Source organism: Parabacteroides sp. 20_3 (genome assembly GCF_964238835.1).
Classification (GTDB): domain Bacteria; phylum Bacteroidota; class Bacteroidia; order Bacteroidales; family Tannerellaceae; genus Parabacteroides; species Parabacteroides distasonis.
Genome location: NZ_CAXSNO010000004.1, coordinates 503,394 through 526,225, shown reverse-complemented (window position 1 = coordinate 526,225; position 22,832 = coordinate 503,394). Strand labels below are relative to the sequence as shown.

The window sequence follows — 22,832 nt, the reverse complement described above, 5'->3', positions numbered from 1 at the left end:
TTACAATCCCTGCCGAAGCCAAATCCTGACGCCGCTACGTTACTTGTTCGTAACCATGCCCGAAAATGCGACAAACGGGTACGAATAGCGAAACAAGGCTCTAAGGAATAGTGAGTTATCCATAACTCATGCGAAAAATCAGGTTACGGAAAAAGATTGCGCCGTTCCTCCCCGTTTTGCGTACCAACACCGGACTCTTCACCAACTAATTTTGAAACCCAAAAATTAAGGACAATGAAGAGTACATTTTCAGTAATCTACTACCTCAAGCGTCAGGTAGTGAAAAAGGACGGGACAGTTCCCGTCATGGGACGCATCACGGTGGACGGCAGCCAGACACAGTTCAGCTGCAAACTGACTGTCGATCCGAAACTGTGGGACACCAAAGGTGGACGTGTCACGGGCAGAAGCACGGCGGCACTCGAAACGAACCGTATGCTTGACAAGATGCGGGTACGCATCAACAGGCATTATCAGGAAATCATGGAGCGTGACAACTTCGTCACGGCGGAGAAGGTGAAGAACGCCTTTCTCGGACTGGAACACCGCTACCACACGCTGATGCAGGTGTTCCGCCAGCACAACGAGGACTACGAGAAGCAGGTGGAGGCAGGCATGAAAGCCAAAGGCACGCTGCTGAAGTACCGCACCGTTTACAAGCACATGCAAGAGTTCCTCGACATCCGCTACCATGTGAAGGACATCGCCCTAAAAGAGCTTACCCCGGCTTTCATCTCCGACTTCGAGATGTTCCTGCGCACGGACAAGCACTGCTGCACCAATACCGTGTGGCTGTACGTCTGCCCGTTACGGACGATGGTATTCATCGCCATCAACAACGAGTGGCTGACGCGCGACCCGTTCCGCGAGTATGAAATCAAGAAGGAGGAAACAACACGCAGTTTCCTGACCAAAGATGAGATCCGCCTGCTGATGGAGGGGAAACTGAAAAACGCCAAACAGGAATTGTACCGCGACCTCTACCTGTTCTGCGCCTTCACGGGGCTGTCGTTCGCGGATATGCGCAACCTTACGGAAGAGAATATCCGCACCTACTTCGACGAACACGAGTGGATAAACATCAACCGCCAGAAAACGGGCGTGGTGTCCAACATCCGCCTGCTCGACATCGCCAACCGCATAATCGGCAAATACCGGGGACTGTGCGGGGACGGCAGGATATTTCCCGTTCCGCATTATAACACGTGCCTTGCCGGTATCCGTGCCGTCGCCAAGCGTTGCGGCATCACCAAGCATATCACGTGGCATCAGAGCCGCCACACGGCAGCCACGACGATATTCCTCTCCAACGGTGTTCCCATCGAAACGGTCAGCTCCATGCTCGGACACAAGAGCATAAAGACGACGCAGATTTACGCAAAGATAACCAAAGAGAAGCTCAATCAGGACATGGAGAACCTTGCCGCAAGATTGAACGGCGTCGAGGAATTTGCAGGTTGCACCATCTAAAAAGAAAAGCCATGAAACGTGACACAATCATCATCGAGGACAAGGCAGTCAGCGTAACCGGTAACGACGTGTGGATGACCGCCACCGAAATAGCCGGATTGTTCCATACGACCGTCCCGGCAGTGAACGCCGCCATCAGAGCCGTCCGCAAGTCGGACGTGCTGAACGACTACGAGGTGTGCCGCTACATGCAGCTTGAAAACGGGCTGCACGCGGACGTGTACGCCCTTGAAATCATCATCCCGGTCGCTTTCAGGGTGAATACCTACAACACCCACCTGTTCCGCACATGGCTGGTGGGAAAGGCACTCTCACAAGAGAAACGGCAGACATACGTGATGTTCATACAGAACGGAAAAGCCGGGTATTGCTGATTGCACATACCCCATAAGACAAGTAAACGGGTAGCACCACAAAAGGTGTCACCCGTTTACTTTTTCATGAAACCGCCTCACTCCAGCGGCTTGCGGTAGTTCGCTTCCAGTACCCCGCGCAGCCCCGTTTCCGGGTAAAGCACCTTCCCTCCCAAAAGTATGAAGGGCAACACGCGGTTGTTGCGGTATTCCTGCAAGGTGCGCCGGCTCACACGGAGCAGTTCCGACACCTCGCCGTCCGTCAGGTAACGTTCCCCGTCCAGCGGAGGACGGTAGCTTTCCAGAAATGCGGACAGCCATTTCGAGCCTTTGCGCATATCCTGCACCACAGAGGCTATCGGCTCGTCTTCCATCGTAAAAACATCGTTGTTCTCGTTCATCATAACTTCGGATTCAGTGGGTGAATAAATCAAATCATCTGCCGTGCGGATAGAGCGTGCCGACAAGCGGTATCAGCCGCTTCACCTCCTCTGGCTTGTAATAGAACCTGCGGTTTATCTGCGAGTAGCCGATAAGCCGCCTGTCACGCAGCGTCTGCAACGTGCGCGGGCTTATTCTCAACTGCCCGCAGACCTCCTCGCCCGTGAGCCATCTTTCCATGCGCCCCGTGTCGCTTTTGCGCCTCAGGGCGGCGACCTTCTCCGAGAGTGCGCCGAATGCCGCCACCATCATCTCGAAAGTCTTTTTCTCGATAGATACTATTTCCATATTCATGTCATTTAGAGTTTGCCGCAAAGGTAACGAAACGGCATACAAGACGTATCGTTTTCCGCTGAAAGGCTGCCTGTTGCGCCGTTTGACCGGGTTACGGAGCCATCTTCCGCAAAAATCTTACGTGAGTCACGTAGTGAGTTGTTAAAGCCCCTTTTGTTTATTGCCGAATTTTGTCGCAGAAACAAAAAGAAAGGACTGAACATGAAAGTGATAACAATGGAAAGTTCCGCCTACAAGGAGATGATGGCGCAGATTGCGAACATCGCAGGGTACATCCGCGAGGCAAGGGACGAGAAGAAACGGAAGCGGGAAACCGAAGACAAGCTGCTTGACACGGCACAGGCGGCGAAGATGCTCAACGTGAGCAAGCGCACCATGCAGCGTATGCGCACCGACCACCGTATCGAGTATGTGGTGGTACGCGGAAGCTGCCGCTACCGCCTTTCCGAGATACTGCGGCTATTGGAGGACAACACAGTAAGGAACGAGGAAGGGACAATAGACACCCTGTTCCACAACCACACGCTGCGCACGGGCGGCAAACCAAAAGGAAGGAGGACATAGGTCATGGAACTGCTCACACGAAACAACTTCGAGGGCTGGATGCAGAAGCTGATGGAACGGCTCGACCGTCAGGACGAACTGCTGCTGGCGATGAAGGCTGAGGGGAAACAGCCCACTATCACGGAAAGCATCCGCCTTTTCGACAATCAGGATTTGTGCATGTTGCTCCAGATAAGCAAACGCACCCTCCAACGCTACCGCAGCGTAGGCGCATTGCCCTACAAGACGCTGGGCAAGAAGACCTATTACAGCGAGGAGGACGTGCTGACATTCCTTTCCAACCATATCAAGGACTTCAAAAAGGAAGATATAGCCTTCTACAAGGCTCGTATCCATAATTTCTTTCATAAATAACCCATTAAAACATTTTTCAGATGGCAAAGAAAAAAGACGAAAAGGACGTGCTGGTAGTCCGTGACGAGAAGACAGGCGAGATCAGCGTGGTAGCCGGGCTGAACGCGGACGGCACACCCAAGCGCACCCCCGCAAAAGCGGAGAACGCGCAGAGTTTCCTGCAATTCGACCGACATGGCGACGTGCTGGACAACTTCTTCAAGAACTTCTTCCGGCAGTGCAAGGAACCCAGCCGCTTCGGTTTCTACCGCATTGCGGCAGACCAAGCTGAAAATCTCTTAGAGGTGATGAAGCAACTGCTGAAAGACCCCGAAGCGAACAAGGAGCTGCTCGCCCCTCACAAGGTGGACACCTCCGACTATGAGAAGAAGGTGCAGGAAGAGATGGCAGCACAACAGACAGAGAAACAAGAACCTCAAAAACAGGAGAACATGGAACAACGGAAAGAACAGCAACAGGACAAATCCGAACAGATGCAGGGCAAACGTGGCTACCAGCCCATCGACGAGAGTAAAATCAACTGGCAGGAGCTGGAGGACAGATGGGGCGTAAAGCGGGACAACCTTGAAAAGTCCGGCGACCTTACGAAGATGCTCAACTATGGCAAGTCCGACTTGGTAAAGGTCAAACCGACCTTCGGCGGCGAATCATTCGAGCTGGACGCCCGCCTCTCCTTCAAGAAGGACGGTGAGGGAAACATCAGCCTCGTGCCGCACTTCATCCGCAAGGAGCAGAAGCTGGATGAGTACAAGGAACACAAATTCTCCGACAATGACCGGAAGAACCTCCGCGAAACGGGCAATCTCGGTAGGGTCGTGGACATTGTGGACAGGGAAACGGGCGAGATCATCCCCTCCTACATCAGCATCGACCGCAAGACGAATGAAATCACGGACATTCCGGCAAGCAGGGTGCGCATCCCGGAGCGCATCGGCAAGACGGAAATCACCACGCAGGAGCGGGACATGCTCCGCGCCGGACTGCCCGTACGCGACAAGCTCATCGAGCGCAACGACGGCAGAAAGTTCGTCACCACCCTGCAAGTGAACGTGGAGCAGCGCGGCGTGGAGTTCGTGCCGGGAACCGGCAAGTCGCCCCGTACCGCACAGACACAGGAAACCAAAGGCGACACATCGAAAAGTCAGGCGCAGGGCGGGGAAAATGCCGCACAGACCAAGAAGGAGCAACGCCGCAACACGTGGACGAACGAGGACGGCAGCATCCGCCCCATCAGCAAATGGAGCGGCGTGAGCTTCACCGACCAGCAGAAAGCCGACTATGTGGCGGGTAAAGCCGTGAAGCTGGAGAACGTGACCGACAAGCAGGGCTTCCATGCCACGATGTATATCAAGTTCAACCCGGAGAAGGGACGCCCGTACCGCTACGACACGAACCCTGACAATGCACAGCAGGTTGCTCCGTCCAACGAGAGCCGCACGCAGGTGGCGGTGAACAACGATGGCAAGACCAACGAGGCTACAAAGAATCTGAGAGAGCCGTTGCAGAAAGGTCAGACCAACCCGAAGGACGCCCGCCAGCAACAGCAGCAGGAGAAGCCGCAGAAGAAAACGGGCAAGGGCATGAAAATGTAATCCCGTGTCCGCCACTGAATCCAAAATAAAATCCAAAGTATCAACAAAAAAGAAGAAGACATGAAGACAATCATTGCAGAAAAGCCCTCCGTGGCACGTGAAATCGCCCGCATCGTGGGCGCGACAAAGAGAGAGGAAGGATATTTCGAGGGAGGCGGTTATGCCGTGACATGGGCATTCGGACACCTCGTTCAGCTTGCCATGCCCGACGGCTACGGCGTGCGCGGATTTGTCCGTGACAACCTCCCGATTATTCCCGACACATTCACGCTCGTCCCCCGTCAGGTCAGGACGGAGAAAGGTTACAAGCCCGACAGCGGCGTGGTGTCGCAGATAAAAGTCATCAAAAGACTGTTCGACACAAGCGAACATATCATCGTGGCGACCGATGCCGGACGCGAGGGAGAGCTTATCTTCCGCTACCTCTACCACTATACGGGTTGCACCACTCCTTTCGTGCGCCTGTGGATCAGCTCTCTCACCGACAAAGCTATCCGCGAGGGACTGCGGAAACTCGAAGACGGCAGCAAATACGACAACCTCTACCTCGCCGCCAAAGCGCGGAGCGAATCCGACTGGCTCGTGGGCATCAACGGCACACAGGCGTTATCCATCGCCGCCGGACACGGCACGTATTCCGTGGGGCGGGTGCAGACACCAACGTTGGCTATGGTATGTGAACGCTACTGGGAGAACCGCCGCTTTACGTCCGAAGCATTCTGGCAGCTCCATATCGCAACGGACGGTTGCGACGGCGAAGTCGTGAAATTCTCATCCTCCGAGAAATGGAAAGAGAAAGAACCGGCGATGGAACTATATAATAAGGTAAAGGCGGCAGGTTGCGCCACTGTCACGAAAGCCGAGCGCAAGGAGAAGACGGAGGAAACTCCCTTGCTCTACGACCTGACCACGCTCCAGAAAGAAGCCAACGCCAAGCACGGCTTCACGGCGGAACAGACGCTTGAAATCGCGCAGAAACTCTACGAAAAGAAGTTGATAACCTATCCGAGAACGGGAAGCCGCTACATCCCCGAAGACGTGTTTGCCGAAATTCCCAAACTGCTCGCTTTCATCGGCACACAGCCCGAATGGAAAGACAAGGTGCGGGCAAAAGCCGCCCCGACACGCCGCAGCGTGGACGACGGCAAGGTGACAGACCACCATGCCCTGCTCGTCACGGGTGAGAAACCGCTCTTCCTCTCCAAAGAGGACAATACCATCTATCAGATGATTGCCGGGCGCATGGTCGAGGCATTCTCTGAGAAATGCGTCAAGGATGTGACCACTGTCACGGCGGAATGTGCCGGAGTGGAGTTTACCGTAAAAGGCAGCGTCGTGAAGCAAACCGGATGGCGTGCCGTCTATGGCGAGGAAAAAGAGGAAATTACCATCCCCGGCTGGCAGGAAGGCGACACGCTGACACCGAAAGGCTCGTCCATTACCGAAGGAAAGACCAAACCCAAGCCGCTGCATACCGAAGCCACCCTGCTCTCGGCAATGGAAACGGCGGGCAAGGAAATTGAGGACGACGCACTGCGGCAGGCGATGAAGGACTGTGGCATCGGTACTCCCGCCACACGCGCCTCCATCATCGAAACGCTTTTCAAGCGCGGTTACATGGAACGCTGCAAGAAGTCGCTTGTTCCCACCGAAAAAGGACTTGCCCTCAATTCCGTCGTCAAGACGATGCGCATCGCCGATGTTGCCATGACGGGCGAATGGGAAAAGGAGCTGGCGCGTATCGAGCGCGGGGAACTGTCCGACGACACCTTCCGCAAGGAGATAGAGGCGTACACACGTGAGATAACCTCCGAACTGATCTCGTGCGACAAGCTCTTCGGCAGCCGTGACTCCGGCTGCGCGTGTCCCAAGTGTGGCACGGGCAGGATGCGGTTCTACGGCAAGGTGGTACGCTGCGACAACACGGAGTGCGGACTGCCCGTGTTCCGGCTGAAAGCGGGACGCACCCTGTCCGACGATGAAATCAAAGACCTGCTCACCGAAGGGCATACCAAGCTGCTCAAAGGGTTCAAGAGCAAACAGGGCAAGAGTTTCGATGCTGTTGTCGCCTTTGACGGGGAATATAACACGACTTTTGTGTTCCCGGAGGCTAAAAAGGACAAGAAATTTTCAGGACGGAAGAAATAGTATTAACTTTGCCACTTGTTCAGAGTAATGAATTGTTCTTCGATACCGGATTACACTCATACTTTGGATTTAGTGGTGGCACTCGGAGGGATACCGAGTGCCTTTTTCTTCCTTTTTCCAACCGATTATCCCGTTAATTATCAATCCGCTAAATCCAAAGTAATGAACAACAAGAAGAAAAACGAGGGTCAGACCGACTTTTCCTATTACGGTCTGTACCTGCTGGACTATCTCCGCACGAACAAGTTTGAACAGGCTGACGACACCGCTTTCATACGGGAACGGGCCGACCGTGCCGCCGAAACGTATGAGAGGGCACGGCTTGAAGGCTATCCCGCCGATGGTGCGCAGGAACTGGCGATGGACACGCTGCTGCGCGGGCTGCATTATTCCCGTTACGCCATCCTCCGCGAAGTCGTGGAAAACGAGTTTGCCGATGAAGTGCCGGAAGAGAAGCGTGAAGCCTTTGTCCTGAAACTGCTGCCGCTTGTCGGCAACGTGTTCTCCGTCTATGACCTCTCGGATGACAATTTCGCCCTGTCTTCCGATTACGACCTGCTCTACACGGAGCTGACGGGAGCAACCGTCCTTTACTTAGACGAATATGGCGTTTAACCGCAAACAGAAACTGCGGGACAACATCGAGGCGATACGGACGGCATTCATCCTTGACAGGGAAAATAGGACAGCGACAACCGAAGAGCGTGCCATACTTCAAAGGTACTGCGGTTTCGGCGGTCTGAAATGTATCCTCAACCCTGCAAAGGAACTGACGGATGCCGTCCGGTGGGCGAAATCCGACCTCGAACTGTTCGCCCCGACGGTGGAGCTGCACAGGCTTATCCGTGAGAACAGCAAGGACGAAACAGAGTACAAGCGGTTTGTGGATTCGCTGAAAGCGTCCGTGCTGACCGCTTTCTACACCCCCAAAGAGATAACCGACACCATCGCGGACGTGCTGGCAGATTACAGCGTCCGCCCCGCCCGTATGCTCGAACCGTCGGCAGGTGTCGGCGTGTTCGTGGATTCCATGCTGCGGCACAGCCCCAATGCGGATGTGATGGCTTTCGAGAAGGATCTGCTCACGGGTACAATCTTGAGGCATCTCTATCCCGACCAGAAAATGCGCACCTGCGGTTTTGAGAAAATCGAAAGACCGTTCAACAATTATTTCGACTTGGCGGTGTCCAACATTCCGTTCGGTGACATTGCCGTGTTCGACGCGGAGTTTCAGCGGAGCGACTCTTTCGGCAGACGCTCCGCCCAGAAAACCATCCACAACTATTTCTTTCTCAAAGGACTGGATGCCGTGCGTGACGGCGGTATCGTGGCGTTCATCACCTCGCAAGGGGTATTGAATAGCACCAAGACCTCCGTGCGTAACGAGCTGTTCAGTCAGGCCAATCTGGTATCCGCGATACGCCTGCCCAACAACCTGTTCACGGACAACGCGGGCACGGAGGTGGGCAGTGACCTGATTGTCCTGCAAAAGAACCTCAGCAAGAAGGAAATGTCGCAGGACGAGCGGCTGATGACCGTGATACAGACGGACACGAAAACCGCCCTGACCGACAACGCCTATTTCATCCACCACCCGGAACGCATCGTGCATACGATGGCGAAACTTGACACAGACCCCTACGGGAAGCCCGCTATGGTTTATCTGCACGAGGGCAAGGCAGCAGGCATCGCCGGGGATTTGCGCCGTATGCTCGACGAGGATTTCCATTACAGGCTTGCCATGCGCTTGTATTCGGGTTCAATCCGGCAGGCAGGAACGGAAGAAAAAGTTGCCGTTCAAAATAAAGTAGAGCGTCCTGCCATAAAATTGGAAACAGTATCCTCGGCGCAGACGGTGGAAACTCCGACAGAAAAGCCGCAACCCGCAGATGAAAAGCCGGAGATAGAACCGCGCCCGCAATATTCCGCAGGCGTGCAGCTCACCCTGCTTGACCTCTGGGGGATGACGGAAGAGGTCAGCCAACCGAAAACCTCCAAAAAGAAAAAGACGGTGAAAAAGGCAGTTACGGCAAAGTCCACTCCGCCCAAACCGAAAGTCACGGTTACACCGACAGCTCCAACTGCAAAACCCGCAATGGAGAATAAGGAGGTGAAAGCGGAGAACACCGCCAAGCCTGCCGACCCGGACGACATCTATGCCACACTGGACTGGGATACCAATCCTCCCATCAACGGTTTCTATGAAATGATGATGGGTTTGACGCCGGAGCGTAGGAAAGAACTTCGGGAACTGGCAAGGCAGCATAACGAGAAACAAGTGGCGGAAAAGACGGAAGTGAAAGCCGTGCCGGAAACTTCCCGTGAGCAGCCACGACAGGAGGAAACACAGCCGGAGGCAGTCGCCGCACCTGCCGTTACAGATACCCCATCGGAAGCGGTGGGGACTTTCCTTTTCCCCGACATCGAAGCGGAAAAGCCGAAGGAGGAAGTCGTGGACCTTTCTCCGCGTGCCTACCACCGCACGCCGGAGATGCACCTGCGCGAAGGGTCGCTGGTGGCTGACCGGGGGCGTCATAACATCGGCTACCTGAAAGACATCACGCCATACGGGGCGACATTCCAGCCGCTCGACCTGAAAGGATACCAGAAGGAAAAGGCGTTGTTGTATGTGTCGCTGCGTGACGCCTACGAGCGTCTGTACCGTTATGAATCGCTCCGGCGCGAGGCAAATGTTCCGTGGCGAGAGCATCTGAATACCTGTTACGATGAGTTTGTCATGCGCTACGGCAACCTCAACGCCAAGCAGAACGTGAAGTTAGTGATGATGGATGCGGGCGGGCGCGACATCCTTTCGCTGGAACGGATGGAAAACGGAAAGTTCGTCAAGGCGGACATCTTCGAGCATCCTGTTTCCTTCGCGGTGGAGAGCCATGCCAACGTAGGCTCTCCCGAAGAAGCCCTGTCTGCGTCGCTCAACAAATATGGTACGGTCAATCTCGACTATATGCGGGAGATAACCGACAGCACGGCGGAGGATTTGCTCACTGCCCTGCAAGGGCGCATCTACTACAATCCGCTCGTGACCGGTTACGAAATCAAAGACCGTTTCATCGCCGGAAATGTCATAGAGAAAGCGGAACGCATAGAGGCATGGATGGGTGACAATCCCGAAAATGAGCGTATGCCGGAGGTGAAGCAGGCGTTGGAGGCTCTGAAAGATGCCGAGCCGCAGCGCATCGCCTTCGAGGATCTGGACTTCAATTTCGGGGAACGCTGGATTCCGACGGGTGTCTATGCCGCCTACATGAGCCGGCTGTTCGACACGGAGGTGAAAATCGCCTATTCCGCAAGCATGGACGAGTTTTCGGTGGTGTGCGGCTACCGCACCATGAAAATCACGGACGAGTTTCTGGTGAAGGGGTATTACCGGAACTATGACGGTATGCACCTCCTAAAACACGCCCTGCACAACACCTGCCCTGACATGATGAAGTCCATCGGCAAGGACGAGCATGGCAACGACATCAAGATGCGCGACAGCGAGGGAATACAACTCGCCAACGCCAAGATTGACGAGATACGAAACGGCTTCTCCGAATGGCTCGAAGAGCAGTCGCCGCAGTTCAAGGAGCGGCTTGTGACGATGTATAACCGCAAGTTCAACTGTTTCGTGCGCCCGCGCTACGACGGCTCCCATCAGACCTTTCCCGACCTCAACCTGAAAGGGCTGGCAAGCCGGGGTATCAAGAGCGTCTATCCCTCACAGATGGATTGCGTCTGGATGTTGAAACAGAACGGCGGCGGAATTTGCGACCACGAGGTGGGAACCGGTAAGACGCTGATAATGTGCATCGCCGCGCATGAGATGAAGCGTCTGAATTTGGCACACAAGCCGATGATTATCGGGCTGAAAGCCAACGTTGCGGAGATTGCAGCCACCTATCAGGCGGCATATCCCAACGCACGTATTCTGTACGCTTCGGAGAAGGACTTTTCGACCGCCAACCGTGTGCGCTTCTTCAATAATATAAAGAACAACGACTACGATTGCGTCATCATGTCGCACGACCAGTTCGGCAAGATACCGCAGTCGCCGGAATTGCAGCAGCGCATCCTGCAAGCAGAGCTTGACACGGTGGAGGAAAACCTCGAAGTGCTACGGCAGCAGGGAAAGAACGTGTCGCGGGCGATGCTGAAAGGATTGGAGAAGCGCAAGCACAACCTTGAAGCGAAGCTGGAGAAGGTGGAACACGCCATAAAGTCACGCACGGACGACGTGGTGGATTTCAAGCAGATGGGCATCGACCACATCTTCATAGATGAGAGCCACCAGTTCAAGAATCTGACTTTCAACACGCGCCACGACCGTGTGGCGGGATTGGGAAACAGCGAGGGAAGCCAGAAGGCACTTAACATGCTCTTTGCCATACGCACCATACAGGAGCGCACAGGAAAAGACTTGGGTGCGACCTTCCTCTCCGGCACGACTATCAGCAACTCACTGACTGAATTGTACCTGCTGTTCAAGTACCTGCGCCCGAAGGAGCTGGAACGGCAGGACATAAGGTGTTTCGACGCTTGGGCGGCGATATTTGCCAAGAAGACGACGGATTTTGAATTTAACGTGACGAACAATGTGGTCCAGAAGGAGCGTTTCCGCTACTTCATCAAAGTGCCGGAGCTTGCCGCCTTCTATAATGAAATCACGGACTACCGCACGGCGGAGGATGTGGGCGTTGACCGTCCTGCCAAGAACGAGATACTGCACCATATACCGCCCACGCCGGAACAGGAGGACTTCATACAGAAACTGATGCAGTTCGCCAAGACGGGCGATGCCACCTTGTTGGGCAGGCTGCCGCTTTCGGAAACGGAAGAAAAGGCGAAGATGCTCATCGCCACGGACTATGCCCGGAAAATGGCACTCGACATGCGCATGATAGACCCGAATTACGAAGATCATCCCGACAACAAAGCGAGTCACTGTGCCAAGATGATCGCGGAGTATTATCAAAAATACGACGCCCAGAAAGGCACGCAGTTCGTTTTCTCTGATTTGGGGACATACCAGCCGGGCGACGGGTGGAACGTCTATTCGGAAATCAAGCGCAAACTGACGGAGGACTACGGTATACCGCCAAGCGAGGTGCGCTTCATTCAGGAGTGCAAGACCGACAAGGCGCGGAAGGCGGTGATAGACGCCATGAACGCCGGGACGGTGCGTGTGCTGTTCGGCTCTACCTCTATGCTCGGAACGGGTGTGAACGCCCAGAAACGGTGTGTGGCTATCCATCATCTCGATACGCCGTGGCGACCGTCCGACTTGCAACAGCGTGACGGACGCGGAGTTAGGGCAGGTAATGAGATTGCCAAACATTTCGCCGGGAACAACGTGGATGTAATCATCTACGCGGTGGAGAAGTCACTGGACAGCTACAAGTTCAACCTCCTGCACTGCAAGCAGACTTTCATAAGCCAGCTCAAAAGCGGTGCGATGGGTGCGCGTACCATCGACGAGGGGGCAATGGACGAAAAATCGGGCATGAATTTCTCGGAATACATGGCGTTGCTCTCCGGCAATACCGACCTGTTGGACAAGGCGAAACTGGAAAAGCGGATCGCATCGCTCGAAGGGGAACGCAAGTCGTTCAACAAGGGCAAGCGTGATTCGGAGTTCAAGCTGGAGTCAAAGACCGGCGAGTTGCGCAACAACACGGCTTTCATAGATGCCATGACGGAGGACTGGAACCGCTTCCTGTCGGTGGTGCAGACCGACAAGGAGGGCAACCGCCTTAATATAATAAAGGTGGACGGAGTGGATTCCGCCGATGAGAAGGTCATCGGAAAGCGTTTGCAGGAGATAGCCAAGAATGCCACGACCGGAGGGTTGTACACGCAGGTCGGTGAACTTTACGGTTTTCCGATAAAGGTGGTGAGCGAAAGGATACTCAAAGAGGGATTGGAGTTCACCGACAACCGCTTCGTGGTCGAGGGGAACTACAAGTACACCTACAACAACGGGCATCTGGCGATGGCTGACCCGTTGGCCGCCGCCCGCAACTTCCTCAACGCGATGGAGAGGATACCCTCCATCATCGACCAGTACAAGGCGAAGAACGAGGTGCTGGAGATGGAGATACCGCAGTTACAGGAGATAGCGGGTAAGGTGTGGAAGAAGGAGGACGAGCTGAAGCAGTTGAAGTCCGAACTTGCCGCCCTTGACCGAAAAATTCAGCTGGAGCTTGCGCCACCCACGCCCGAAGTCGCAGAAAAGGAGAATGAAGGGCAACAGCTCAAGCCGGAAGCGGAAGATGTGAGGAACAGGCAGGCGCAATATCCCGAAAATGCACCGCCGCAGATACGCAGTCCGGCGGATAGTATCGTTGCCAACCATGTCATAATCGGGCGTCCGGGACTGTATGCCAAGGAGGAAACCCGGTCCAAAGGATTGAAAATATAACCTAAGGAATTTTATCTGAAGTATTAATAAGGGCTATCCCAAAAGGTCTAAAAGTAAATTTTATCCTTTCTGCAAGTATCTATAGGATGGCAACTGCATTTTTTTCTTTTTGGGCAGCCCTTATTAAAATTTATTCTTATTTTAGGTTATATACATTCATGTCCATTTATGTAAAAAATTCCTGCTGACCTTGTTTATGTCTTGTCAGTCACCATTTGCAAAACCATATTTGACCCTCAAAGAGGCTGAATTTGATAAGTAACTTGCTACATACTCATAATAAGGAGCTAAATAGAACACGAATGGGAAATACACAAATGCTAAACTAAAGAAGATATTGGCCAAAATAAACGCTATACCGAGAGAGAAACTTGATTTTTCAACTTCCTAAAACGGTGTTGTTCAAACATTTCTACTTATTTGTACTTGCCAGTTGAACCTACGCTTCCCTAATAAAATGTCTATGGTAAAAAGTTAAAAAATCCTCCCACTTTTGTTAGATATATTTTTTTGTGTAATTTTGTAATCGTTATGCGGCAGTAATAATATACATATTAATACGAGTTAGTAATCCTGTAGTTCTCATATGCTACGAGGAGGTATTAAAAGGTGCGTTTCGACAATGCATCTACTGTAGTATATTATTGCTTAATCCAAATGAATATTATAAATTTAGGAATTCTTGCTCACATTGATGCAGGAAAAACTTCCGTAACCGAGAATCTGCTGTTTGCCAGTGGAGCAACGGAAAAGTGCGGCCGTGTGGATAATGGTGACACCATAACGGACTCTATGGATATAGAGAAACGTAGAGGAATTACTGTCCGGGCTTCTACGACATCTATTATCTGGAATGGAGTGAAATGCAATATCATTGACACTCCGGGACACATGGATTTTATTGCGGAAGTGGAGCGGACATTCAAAATGCTTGATGGAGCAGTCCTCATCTTATCCGCAAAGGAAGGCATACAAGCGCAGACAAAGTTGCTGTTCAGTACTTTACAAAAGCTGCAAATCCCGACAATTATATTTATCAATAAGATTGACCGTGCCGGTGTGAATTTGGAGCGTTTGTATATGGATATAAAAACAAATCTGTCGCAAGATGTCCTGTTTATGCAAACTGTTGTCGATGGATCGGTTTATCCGGTTTGCTCCCAAACATATATAAAGGAAGAATACAAAGAATTTGTATGCAACCATGACGACGATATATTAGAACGATATTTGGCGGATAGCGAAATTTCACCGGCTGATTATTGGAATACGATAATCGCTCTTGTGGCAAAAGCCAAAGTCTATCCGGTGCTACATGGATCAGCAATGTTCAATATCGGTATCAATGAGTTGTTGGACGCCATTTCTTCTTTTATACTTCCTCCGGCATCAGTCTCAAACAGACTTTCAGCTTATCTCTATAAGATAGAGCATGACCCCAAAGGGCATAAAAGAAGTTTTCTTAAAATAATTGACGGAAGTCTGAGACTTCGAGACGTTGTAAGAATCAACGATTCGGAAAAATTCATCAAGATTAAAAATCTAAAGACTATTTATCAGGGCAGAGAGATAAATGTTGATGAAGTGGGTGCCAATGATATCGCGATTGTAGAAGATATAGAAGATTTTCGAATCGGAGATTATTTAGGTGCTAAACCTTGTTTGATTCAAGGATTATCTCATCAGCATCCCGCTCTCAAATCCTCCGTCCGGCCAAATAAGCCCGAAGAGAGAAGCAAGGTGATATCCGCTCTGAATACATTGTGGATTGAAGACCCGTCTTTGTCCTTTTCCATAAACTCATATAGTGATGAATTGGAAATCTCGTTATATGGTTTGACCCAAAAGGAAATCATACAGACATTGCTGGAAGAACGATTTTCCGTAAAGGTCCATTTTGATGAGATCAAGACTATCTACAAAGAACGACCTATAAAAAAGGTCAATAAGATTATTCAGATCGAAGTACCACCCAACCCTTACTGGGCCACAATAGGGCTGACTCTTGAACCCTTACCGTTAGGGGCAGGGTTGCAAATCGAAAGTGACATCTCCTATGGTTATCTGAACCATTCTTTTCAAAATGCCGTTTTTGAAGGGATTCGTATGTCTTGCCAATCTGGTTTACATGGATGGGAAGTGACAGATCTGAAAGTAACTTTTACTCAAGCCGAGTATTATAGCCCGGTAAGTACACCTGCTGATTTCAGACAGCTGACCCCTTATGTCTTCAGGCTGGCTTTGCAACAGTCAGGTGTGGACATTCTCGAACCGATGCTCTGTTTTGAGTTGCAGATACCCCAAGTAGCGAGTTCCAAAGCTATTACAGATTTGCAAAAACTGATGTCTGAGATTGAAGACATCAGTTGTAATAATGAGTGGTGTCATATTAAAGGGAAAGTTCCATTAAATACAAGTAAAGACTATGCCTCAGAAGTAAGTTCGTACACTAAGGGCTTAGGCATTTTTATGGTTAAGCCATGTGGGTATCAAATAACAAAAGACGGTTATTCTGATAATATCCGCATGAACGAAAAAGATAAACTTTTATTCATGTTCCAAAAATCAATGTCATTAAAATAATGGAGCGGTCAGGAAATTTCTATAAGGCAATACGGTTGGGATATATACTTATCTCCATTCTTATCGGATGTATGGCATATAATAGCCTCTATGAATGGCAGGAGATAGAAGCATTAGAACTTGGCAATAAAAAAATAGACGAGCTCCGAAAAGAAATAAACAATATCAATATTCAAATGATAAAATTTTCTCTATTGGGTGAAACAATACTGGAATGGAACGATAAAGATATCGAGCATTACCATGCACGGCGTATGGCAATGGACAGTATGCTCTGCCGTTTCAAGGCCACCTATCCAGCAGAGCGCATCGATAGTGTGCGCAGTCTTTTAGAGGATAAGGAACGACAGATGTTCCAGATAGTCCGGTTAATGGATGAACAACAATCTATTAACAAGAAGATAGCCAATCAAATTCCGGTTATTGTACAGAAAAGTGTGCAGGAACAGTCCAAAAAGCCAAAACGAAAAGGTTTCTTAGGCATATTCGGCAAAAAAAAGGAAGTAACTCCAGCAGTATCAACCACTATCCTTCATTCGGTCAATAGAAACGTAATCAGCGAACAGAAAGTGCAGGATCGCCAATTGTCGGAACAAGCCGACAGCCTTGCAGCTCGTAATGCAGAACTTAACAGACAACTGCAAGAATTGATTTGCCAAATAGAAGAAAAGGTACAAACCGAACTGCAAAGCCGGGAAAACGAAATAGTTGCCATGCGTGAAAAGTCATTTATGCAAGTAGGCGGTTTAATGGGATTCGTTCTTCTATTGTTGTTAATTTCCTACATCATCATACATCGTGATGCAAAAAGCATTAAACAATACAAGCACAAGACAACTGATTTGATAAGGCAACTGGAACAATCCGTACAACGGAACGAGGCACTGATAACGTCAAGGAAGAAGGCGGTACATACTATCACCCATGAACTGCGCACACCGCTGACAGCAATAACAGGCTATGCCGGACTGATACGGAAAGAACAGTGTGAGGATAAGTCCGGGCAGTATATCCAAAACATACTGCAATCCTCCGACCGTATGCGGGATATGCTTAACACTTTGCTTGACTTCTTCCGCCTGGACAACGGCAAGGAACAGCCCCGTCTGTCACCCTGCCGGATTTCAGCAATCACGCACACACTTGAAACGGAGTTCATGCCTGTTGCCGTGAACAAAGGGCTGTCCTTGTCCGTGAAGACTGGACACGATGCCATTGTATTGACCGACAAAGAGCGAATAATACAAATCGGGAATAACCTGCTGTCAAACGCTGTCAAGTTCACAGAAGAAGGCGGTGTTTCTTTGATTACTGAATATGATAATGGAGTTCTGACACTGGTCGTTGAAGATACAGGTACAGGCATGACAGAAGAGGAACAGAAACAAGCGTTCGGTGCGTTTGAACGTCTATCAAATGCCGCCGCAAAGGAGGGTTTCGGGCTTGGGCTTGCCATAATGCGTAATATTGTGTCGATGCTTGGCGGAACAATCCGTTTAGACAGCAAGAAAGGGAAAGGCAGTCGTTTCACAGTTGAAATTTCTATGCAGGAAGCTGAAGAACAGCTTGGATATACAAGCAATACACCTGTTTATCATAACAATAAATTCCATGATGTTGTCGCCATTGACAATGATGAGGTATTACTTCTGATGCTGAAAGAGATGTATTCCCAAGAAGGAATACACTGCGACACTTGCACCGATGCTGCGGCACTGATGGAAATGATACGCCAGAAAGAATACAGCCTGTTGCTGACAGACTTGAATATGCCCGATATAAACGGTTTCGAATTGCTGGAACTGTTGCGTTCGTCCAACGTGGGCAATTCACCAACAATCCCGGTGGTTGTGGCAACCGCTTCGGGCAGTTGTAACAAAGGGGAACTATTGGCAAAAGGCTTTGCCGGATGCCTGTTCAAACCGTTCTCCATATCGGAACTGATGGAGGTTTCCGACAGGTGTGCCATAAAAGCGACACCGGACGGGAAACCGGACTTTTCCGCCTTATTGTCCTATGGCAATGAAGCCGTCATGCTGGAAAAGTTGATAACTGAAACAGAAAAGGAAATGCAGGCGGTACGGGATGCAGCAAAAGAAAAAGACCTGCAAAAGCTGGATTCCCTGATCCACCACCTGCGCAGTTCGTGGGAGGTGCTCCGTGCCGACCAACCGCTGAATGTACTTTACGGATTGCTTCGTGGCGATGCTCTCCCGGATGGTGAAGCGTTAAGCCATGCCGTGACTGCCGTGCTGGATAAGGGAGTGGAAATAATACGGTTGGCAGAAGAGGAAAGGAGAAAATACGAAGATGAATAAGACAAAAATAATTGTGGTGGAAGACAACATCGTGTATTGCGAATATGTCTGCAATATGCTGTCACGGGAGGGCTACCGCAATATGAAGGCTTACCACCTCTCAACCGCGAAGAAACATCTGCAACAGGCAACAGATAATGATATCGTGGTTGCCGACCTGCGTCTGCCTGACGGCAGTGGCATAGACCTTTTGTGCTGGATGCGAAAGGAGGGAAAGATGCAGCCCTTCATCATTATGACCGACTACGCCGAAGTTAATACCGCCGTGGAAAGCATGAAACTCGGCTCGATAGACTATATTCCCAAACAGCTTGTGGAGGATAAACTTGTCCCCCTGATCCGTTCCATACTGAAAGAACGTCAGGCAGGACAACGCCGTATGCCTATATTCGCCCGTGAAGGTTCCGCCTTTCAGAAAATCATGCACCGCATAAGGCTGGTAGCCGCCACCGATATGAGCGTGATGATATTTGGTGAGAACGGCACGGGCAAGGAGCATATTGCCCACCTGTTGCATGACAAGAGCAAACGTGCAGGCAAGCCATTTGTGGCGGTGGACTGCGGTTCACTCTCCAAAGAGCTTGCACCGTCGGCTTTCTTCGGACACGTCAAAGGTGCATTTACAGGTGCGGACAATGCCAAGAAAGGATATTTCCATGAGGCGGAAGGCGGCACGTTGTTTCTGGACGAGGTAGGAAACCTCGCGTTGGAAACCCAACAGATGTTGCTCCGTGCCATACAGGAGAGGCGGTATCGCCCGGTCGGAGACAAGGCAGACCGGAATTTCAATGTCCGCATCATCGCTGCTACCAATGAAGATTTGGAGGTATCGGTGAATGAAAAGCGTTTTCGGCAGGATCTTCTGTACCGCCTGCACGACTTCGGGATAACCGTTCCTCCGTTGCGTGACTGTCAAGAAGACATTATGCCGCTGGCAGAGTTCTTCCGTGATATGGCAAACAGAGAGCTGGAGTGTAGCGTGAGCGGGTTCAGTTCCGAAGCACGTAAAGCGTTGCTGACACACGCATGGCCGGGCAACGTGCGGGAACTTCGGCAGAAAGTTATGGGTGCTGTATTGCAGGCGCAGGAAGGTGTTGTCATGAAAGAGCATCTGGAACTTGCCGTGACGAAACCGACCTCTACTGTCAGCTTCGCCTTGCGCAATGACGCGGAGGATAAGGAGCGGATATTGCGTGCGTTGAAACAGGCAAACGGCAACCGGAGTGTCGCCGCAGAACTGCTCGGCATAGGCAGGACAACACTATACAGCAAACTTGAAGAGTATGGACTTAAATATAAATTCAAGCAATCATAGCCCGTAATTCACTGAATTTGGCTATCTTTGCATAACATTTGAGAAAAACGGCGATTGGCAGGAGCTTTTCGCCGCCAACATATAGGATAAGACCGCAAGGCGTTTCAAGCGAAAATCTGGTAAATTGGAACTACGGAGACGATTGCGTGATGCTTATGCTATGCTTACGCATAGCGTGCATTCACGTACTCTCCGTAAAGGCTTTACCAGAGCCATCGCTTGAAGGTAGTGTGAATTGCACGCTACTTTTTTACCCTTGCCTAACGAAAGGAAACGATTATGGGTAAAGTTCAGATTCTCGCCGTACTGACGATGGACGGATGTCTTTCTTCAGAGTTATATGATAAAGCACATCAGGATTTGTGCCTTGACCGTTGCGGTCTTGATGAAATCAGGAAGAAAGCCTTTTACCGTGTGACACCGGACTATTCCATTTCAATGCTGCACGAATGGAGAAAAGACTGCACAAACATCCGTTACCTCGCGGAAGCCACACCGGACACGGCAGACTATATAAACGGACTGCTGCGGATGCACGCTGTGGATGAAATCATACTATACACCGTTCCTTTCATATCCGGAAGCGGACGACATTTTTTTAAGTCGGCTCTGCCAGAGCAACACTGGACGCTTTCCTCTTTGAAAAGCTATCCCAACGGTGTATGTCGCATTATCTATATCCTTGATAAAAAAGCAAGATAGCCAAAATGTGCGGCAAGCATACATTTCTATTTTCAGGAATAGAATAAATGTTCCGATTACAAACAATTTAAGTCGGAGATAATTTGTCCTTGTGAAAAAATACTGAATTTTATACCTCTGAAATCCAGCACTTTGTAAAATTGAGTGTTGGATTTTTTATTTTCTGCCGCGTTTTTTGCCAATTATATTCATGTGCGCACGCAGAAAACAAAGTGTAATTTTCAAAATTGACAGAACCATGAATTATTTCTTGCTGGCGGAAACCGACTTTTTCCGCCTGATAAACGAAGCCGGCGACTGCAATATGGAAACGGCATACACGGCTTTCGCCACCCAAGTGATCGAACTGTGCAACGGCGGCATGGACATGAACCTTACCGTCATCGCGCTTGCCTACATCGAAATCGAGTTGCAGCACCATCCCGTACGTAATCTGTCAGAAGAAAAAAGAGAGATTGCCGCCTACGTCAGCAAGGCTCTGTCTTTCGTAAGAAAGATGCAGAAATTCCTTGCCACGCCCCAAGTGCCACCACTAATATCCGCCAACAACGCAACAGAAACCACCGCCAGCCTTCTTCAATGGACGGGCAATGCCATCGACCTCGTGGAACTTATCTACGGCATAGACGTGATGGGCTGCATCAACAACGGCAATATGCCGCTCAAACAGCTCGCCCCACTTCTCTATAAGATATTCGGGGTTGATTCTAAAGACTGCTACCGCTTCTACACTGATATCAAACGCCGGAAGAACGAAAGCCGCACCTATTTCATTGACAGGATGCAGGAAAAACTGAACGAGAGAATGTTGCGTGATGAGGAGTTGGAGCGGATGAGAAAATAAAAAAATATCCATTACATATGAGAAGACAGGAATACTCGTATCCTGTCTTTTTATTTTCATTTAATTATATATTAATTAGCACAATATATGTGAGTTTTTCATTCCTATAAGGACAAATTTCAGAAACGTATGTCTGGTAAATTATTGAGTCATCATAGTATGAACATATATCATTACTAAAAACAATGAAACAACTTCCATAAGATTGTGGTTGTAAAAATCGCCATTTAATAGCCCGTTTTTTTTGTAAAATTCGCCAATTAAAAAAATATGATTATCTTTGCATTATATTTTATAAGGTATGGAAACAGTAAATAGAATACTTCAAGAGAAGATTACAGCACGAATCGCGCCCAATAAAGCAGTACTGATTTTTGGTGCTCGCCGTGTTGGTAAAACGGTAATGATGCGTAAAATTGTGGACAACTATTCAGGTAGGACGATGATGCTCAACGGCGAAGACTACGACACATTAGCACTATTGGAGAATCGCTCAATAGCCAATTATCGGCATTTATTGGATGGTATTGATTTGCTGGCTATTGATGAGGCACAGAACATACCACAAATCGGTAGTATTCTGAAGTTGATAGTTGATGAAATACCGGGAATAAGTGTCTTGGCAAGTGGTTCTTCGTCATTCGATTTGCTGAATAAGACTGGTGAACCGTTGGTCGGCCGCAGTACGCAATTTCTCCTTACACCATTCTCGCAACGGGAAATCGCACAGACGGAAACGGCACTTGAAACCCGCCAGAACCTCGAAGCGCGCTTGATTTACGGTTCCTATCCCGAAGTAGTAATGATGGAGAACTATGAACGTAAAACAGACTACCTACGTGATATTGTCGGTGCATACCTGCTTAAAGATATCTTAGCAATTGACGGCTTAAAAAATTCGAGCAAGATGCGCGATCTACTGCGATTGATAGCTTTTCAGTTGGGCAGCGAAGTTTCTTACGAAGAGTTAGGTAAACAACTCGGCATGAGCAAGACGACCGTTGAAAAATACCTCGACCTATTGGAAAAGGTCTTCGTTATCTATCGTCTGGGGGCTTATTCGCGTAACCTACGCAAGGAGGTTACAAAAGCTGGCAAGTGGTACTTCTACGACAACGGCATTCGCAATGCCATTATCGGGGCTTTCTCACCGCTGGCCATTCGGCAGGATGTCGGTGCGCTGTGGGAGAACTACATCATCGGAGAGCGGCGCAAAGCGAACTTCAATGAGGGACTGCACAGGGAGTTCTATTTCTGGCGCACCTACGACAAACAGGAAATCGACCTGATTGAGGAGAGTGCCGACAGTCTTACCGCCTTGGAGTTCAAGTGGGGAAATAAAATGCCGGCCGCACCGAAAGCCTTCCAAGAAGCCTATCCCTATGCCGAGTTTCATGTGGTAAATCGGGAGAATTATTTGGAGTTCGTATAAT

At 50.2% G+C, this 22,832-nt stretch carries 16 protein-coding genes; 14 read left to right on the top strand and 2 right to left on the bottom strand.

The features are described 5' to 3' along the window. Window positions 1-234: 234 nt before the first annotated feature. A complete protein-coding gene (locus tag ACESPU_RS11385; RefSeq protein WP_004291422.1) occupies window positions 235-1,470 on the top strand; it encodes a site-specific integrase in 1,236 nt (411 codons plus the stop codon). An 11-nt stretch (window positions 1,471-1,481) separates the two neighbouring features. Continuing rightward, complete coding sequence (locus tag ACESPU_RS11380; protein WP_004291423.1) at window positions 1,482-1,844, top strand: hypothetical protein; 363 nt, start codon at window positions 1,482-1,484, stop codon at window positions 1,842-1,844. 77 nt (window positions 1,845-1,921) lie between these two features. On the opposite strand, the gene ACESPU_RS11375 is transcribed toward ACESPU_RS11380, so the two are convergent. Both ACESPU_RS11375 and ACESPU_RS11370 read right to left on the bottom strand, forming a co-directional pair. After that, window positions 1,922-2,227, bottom strand: a complete 306-nt coding sequence (locus tag ACESPU_RS11375) for a helix-turn-helix domain-containing protein (protein ID WP_004291424.1) — start codon at window positions 2,225-2,227, stop codon at window positions 1,922-1,924. A gap of 31 nt (window positions 2,228-2,258) precedes the next feature. Continuing rightward, window positions 2,259-2,558, bottom strand: a complete 300-nt coding sequence (locus ACESPU_RS11370; protein WP_004291426.1) for a helix-turn-helix domain-containing protein — start codon at window positions 2,556-2,558, stop codon at window positions 2,259-2,261. 201 nt (window positions 2,559-2,759) lie between these two features. On the opposite strand from ACESPU_RS11370, the gene ACESPU_RS11365 reads away from it, so the two are divergent. From ACESPU_RS11365 to ACESPU_RS11310, 12 genes are all read left to right on the top strand, one after another. After that, a complete protein-coding gene (locus ACESPU_RS11365) occupies window positions 2,760-3,122 on the top strand; it encodes a helix-turn-helix domain-containing protein (protein WP_004304264.1) in 363 nt (120 codons plus the stop codon). A gap of 3 nt (window positions 3,123-3,125) precedes the next feature. Continuing rightward, window positions 3,126-3,476 (top strand): helix-turn-helix domain-containing protein, encoded by a 351-nt coding sequence (locus tag ACESPU_RS11360; RefSeq protein WP_004291454.1) that lies wholly within the window; start codon window positions 3,126-3,128, stop codon window positions 3,474-3,476. Window positions 3,477-3,496: 20 nt separating this feature from the next. Next, window positions 3,497-5,068 (top strand): DUF3945 domain-containing protein, encoded by a 1,572-nt coding sequence (locus tag ACESPU_RS11355; protein WP_004291455.1) that lies wholly within the window; start codon window positions 3,497-3,499, stop codon window positions 5,066-5,068. A 60-nt stretch (window positions 5,069-5,128) separates the two neighbouring features. Next, window positions 5,129-7,216, top strand: a complete 2,088-nt coding sequence (topB, locus tag ACESPU_RS11350; protein ID WP_004291456.1) for a type IA DNA topoisomerase — start codon at window positions 5,129-5,131, stop codon at window positions 7,214-7,216. Between the two features lie 162 nt (window positions 7,217-7,378). After that, entirely contained in the window at window positions 7,379-7,831 is a 453-nt protein-coding gene (locus ACESPU_RS11345; protein WP_004304266.1) for a DUF1896 domain-containing protein, read from the top strand. Further along, window positions 7,821-13,637 (top strand): N-6 DNA methylase, encoded by a 5,817-nt coding sequence (locus ACESPU_RS11340; protein ID WP_004291462.1) that lies wholly within the window; start codon window positions 7,821-7,823, stop codon window positions 13,635-13,637. The genes ACESPU_RS11345 and ACESPU_RS11340 overlap by 11 nt, the downstream gene beginning before the upstream one ends. 657 nt (window positions 13,638-14,294) lie before the next feature. Beyond that, window positions 14,295-16,220, top strand: a complete 1,926-nt coding sequence (gene tet(Q) / locus ACESPU_RS11335; protein ID WP_004291466.1) for a tetracycline resistance ribosomal protection protein Tet(Q) — start codon at window positions 14,295-14,297, stop codon at window positions 16,218-16,220. Next, window positions 16,220-18,538, top strand: coding sequence for an ATP-binding protein (locus ACESPU_RS11330; protein WP_004291467.1), 2,319 nt, complete (start codon window positions 16,220-16,222; stop codon window positions 18,536-18,538). The genes tet(Q) and ACESPU_RS11330 overlap by 1 nt, the downstream gene beginning before the upstream one ends. Further along, window positions 18,531-19,853 carry a sigma-54 dependent transcriptional regulator gene (locus ACESPU_RS11325; RefSeq protein ID WP_004291471.1) on the top strand — a complete coding sequence of 441 codons (1,323 nt, stop codon included), beginning with the start codon at window positions 18,531-18,533 and terminating at the stop codon, window positions 19,851-19,853. Before ACESPU_RS11330 ends, ACESPU_RS11325 begins: the two co-directional genes overlap by 8 nt. 279 nt (window positions 19,854-20,132) lie before the next feature. Further along, complete coding sequence (locus ACESPU_RS11320) at window positions 20,133-20,555, top strand: dihydrofolate reductase family protein (protein WP_004291474.1); 423 nt, start codon at window positions 20,133-20,135, stop codon at window positions 20,553-20,555. A gap of 238 nt (window positions 20,556-20,793) precedes the next feature. Next, window positions 20,794-21,399, top strand: a complete 606-nt coding sequence (locus ACESPU_RS11315; protein WP_004304269.1) for an RteC domain-containing protein — start codon at window positions 20,794-20,796, stop codon at window positions 21,397-21,399. A 301-nt stretch (window positions 21,400-21,700) separates the two neighbouring features. Beyond that, window positions 21,701-22,831 carry an ATP-binding protein gene (locus tag ACESPU_RS11310; RefSeq protein WP_004291480.1) on the top strand — a complete coding sequence of 377 codons (1,131 nt, stop codon included), beginning with the start codon at window positions 21,701-21,703 and terminating at the stop codon, window positions 22,829-22,831. Window position 22,832: the final 1 nt, after the last annotated feature.

What these genes read in the sequence shown, in the direction of transcription:
- ACESPU_RS11385 (WP_004291422.1), top strand. Translation starts at nt 235, where the DNA reads ATGAAGAGTACATTTTCAGTAATCTACTACCTCAAGCGTCAGGTAGTG.
- ACESPU_RS11380 (WP_004291423.1), top strand. Translation starts at nt 1,482, where the DNA reads ATGAAACGTGACACAATCATCATCGAGGACAAGGCAGTCAGCGTAACC.
- ACESPU_RS11375 (WP_004291424.1), bottom strand. Translation starts at nt 2,227, where the DNA reads ATGATGAACGAGAACAACGATGTTTTTACGATGGAAGACGAGCCGATA.
- ACESPU_RS11370 (WP_004291426.1), bottom strand. Translation starts at nt 2,558, where the DNA reads ATGAATATGGAAATAGTATCTATCGAGAAAAAGACTTTCGAGATGATG.
- ACESPU_RS11365 (WP_004304264.1), top strand. Translation starts at nt 2,760, where the DNA reads ATGAAAGTGATAACAATGGAAAGTTCCGCCTACAAGGAGATGATGGCG.
- ACESPU_RS11360 (WP_004291454.1), top strand. Translation starts at nt 3,126, where the DNA reads ATGGAACTGCTCACACGAAACAACTTCGAGGGCTGGATGCAGAAGCTG.
- ACESPU_RS11355 (WP_004291455.1), top strand. Translation starts at nt 3,497, where the DNA reads ATGGCAAAGAAAAAAGACGAAAAGGACGTGCTGGTAGTCCGTGACGAG.
- topB (WP_004291456.1), top strand. Translation starts at nt 5,129, where the DNA reads ATGAAGACAATCATTGCAGAAAAGCCCTCCGTGGCACGTGAAATCGCC.
- ACESPU_RS11345 (WP_004304266.1), top strand. Translation starts at nt 7,379, where the DNA reads ATGAACAACAAGAAGAAAAACGAGGGTCAGACCGACTTTTCCTATTAC.
- ACESPU_RS11340 (WP_004291462.1), top strand. Translation starts at nt 7,821, where the DNA reads ATGGCGTTTAACCGCAAACAGAAACTGCGGGACAACATCGAGGCGATA.
- ACESPU_RS11330 (WP_004291467.1), top strand. Translation starts at nt 16,220, where the DNA reads ATGGAGCGGTCAGGAAATTTCTATAAGGCAATACGGTTGGGATATATA.
- ACESPU_RS11325 (WP_004291471.1), top strand. Translation starts at nt 18,531, where the DNA reads ATGAATAAGACAAAAATAATTGTGGTGGAAGACAACATCGTGTATTGC.
- ACESPU_RS11320 (WP_004291474.1), top strand. Translation starts at nt 20,133, where the DNA reads ATGGGTAAAGTTCAGATTCTCGCCGTACTGACGATGGACGGATGTCTT.
- ACESPU_RS11315 (WP_004304269.1), top strand. Translation starts at nt 20,794, where the DNA reads ATGAATTATTTCTTGCTGGCGGAAACCGACTTTTTCCGCCTGATAAAC.
- ACESPU_RS11310 (WP_004291480.1), top strand. Translation starts at nt 21,701, where the DNA reads ATGGAAACAGTAAATAGAATACTTCAAGAGAAGATTACAGCACGAATC.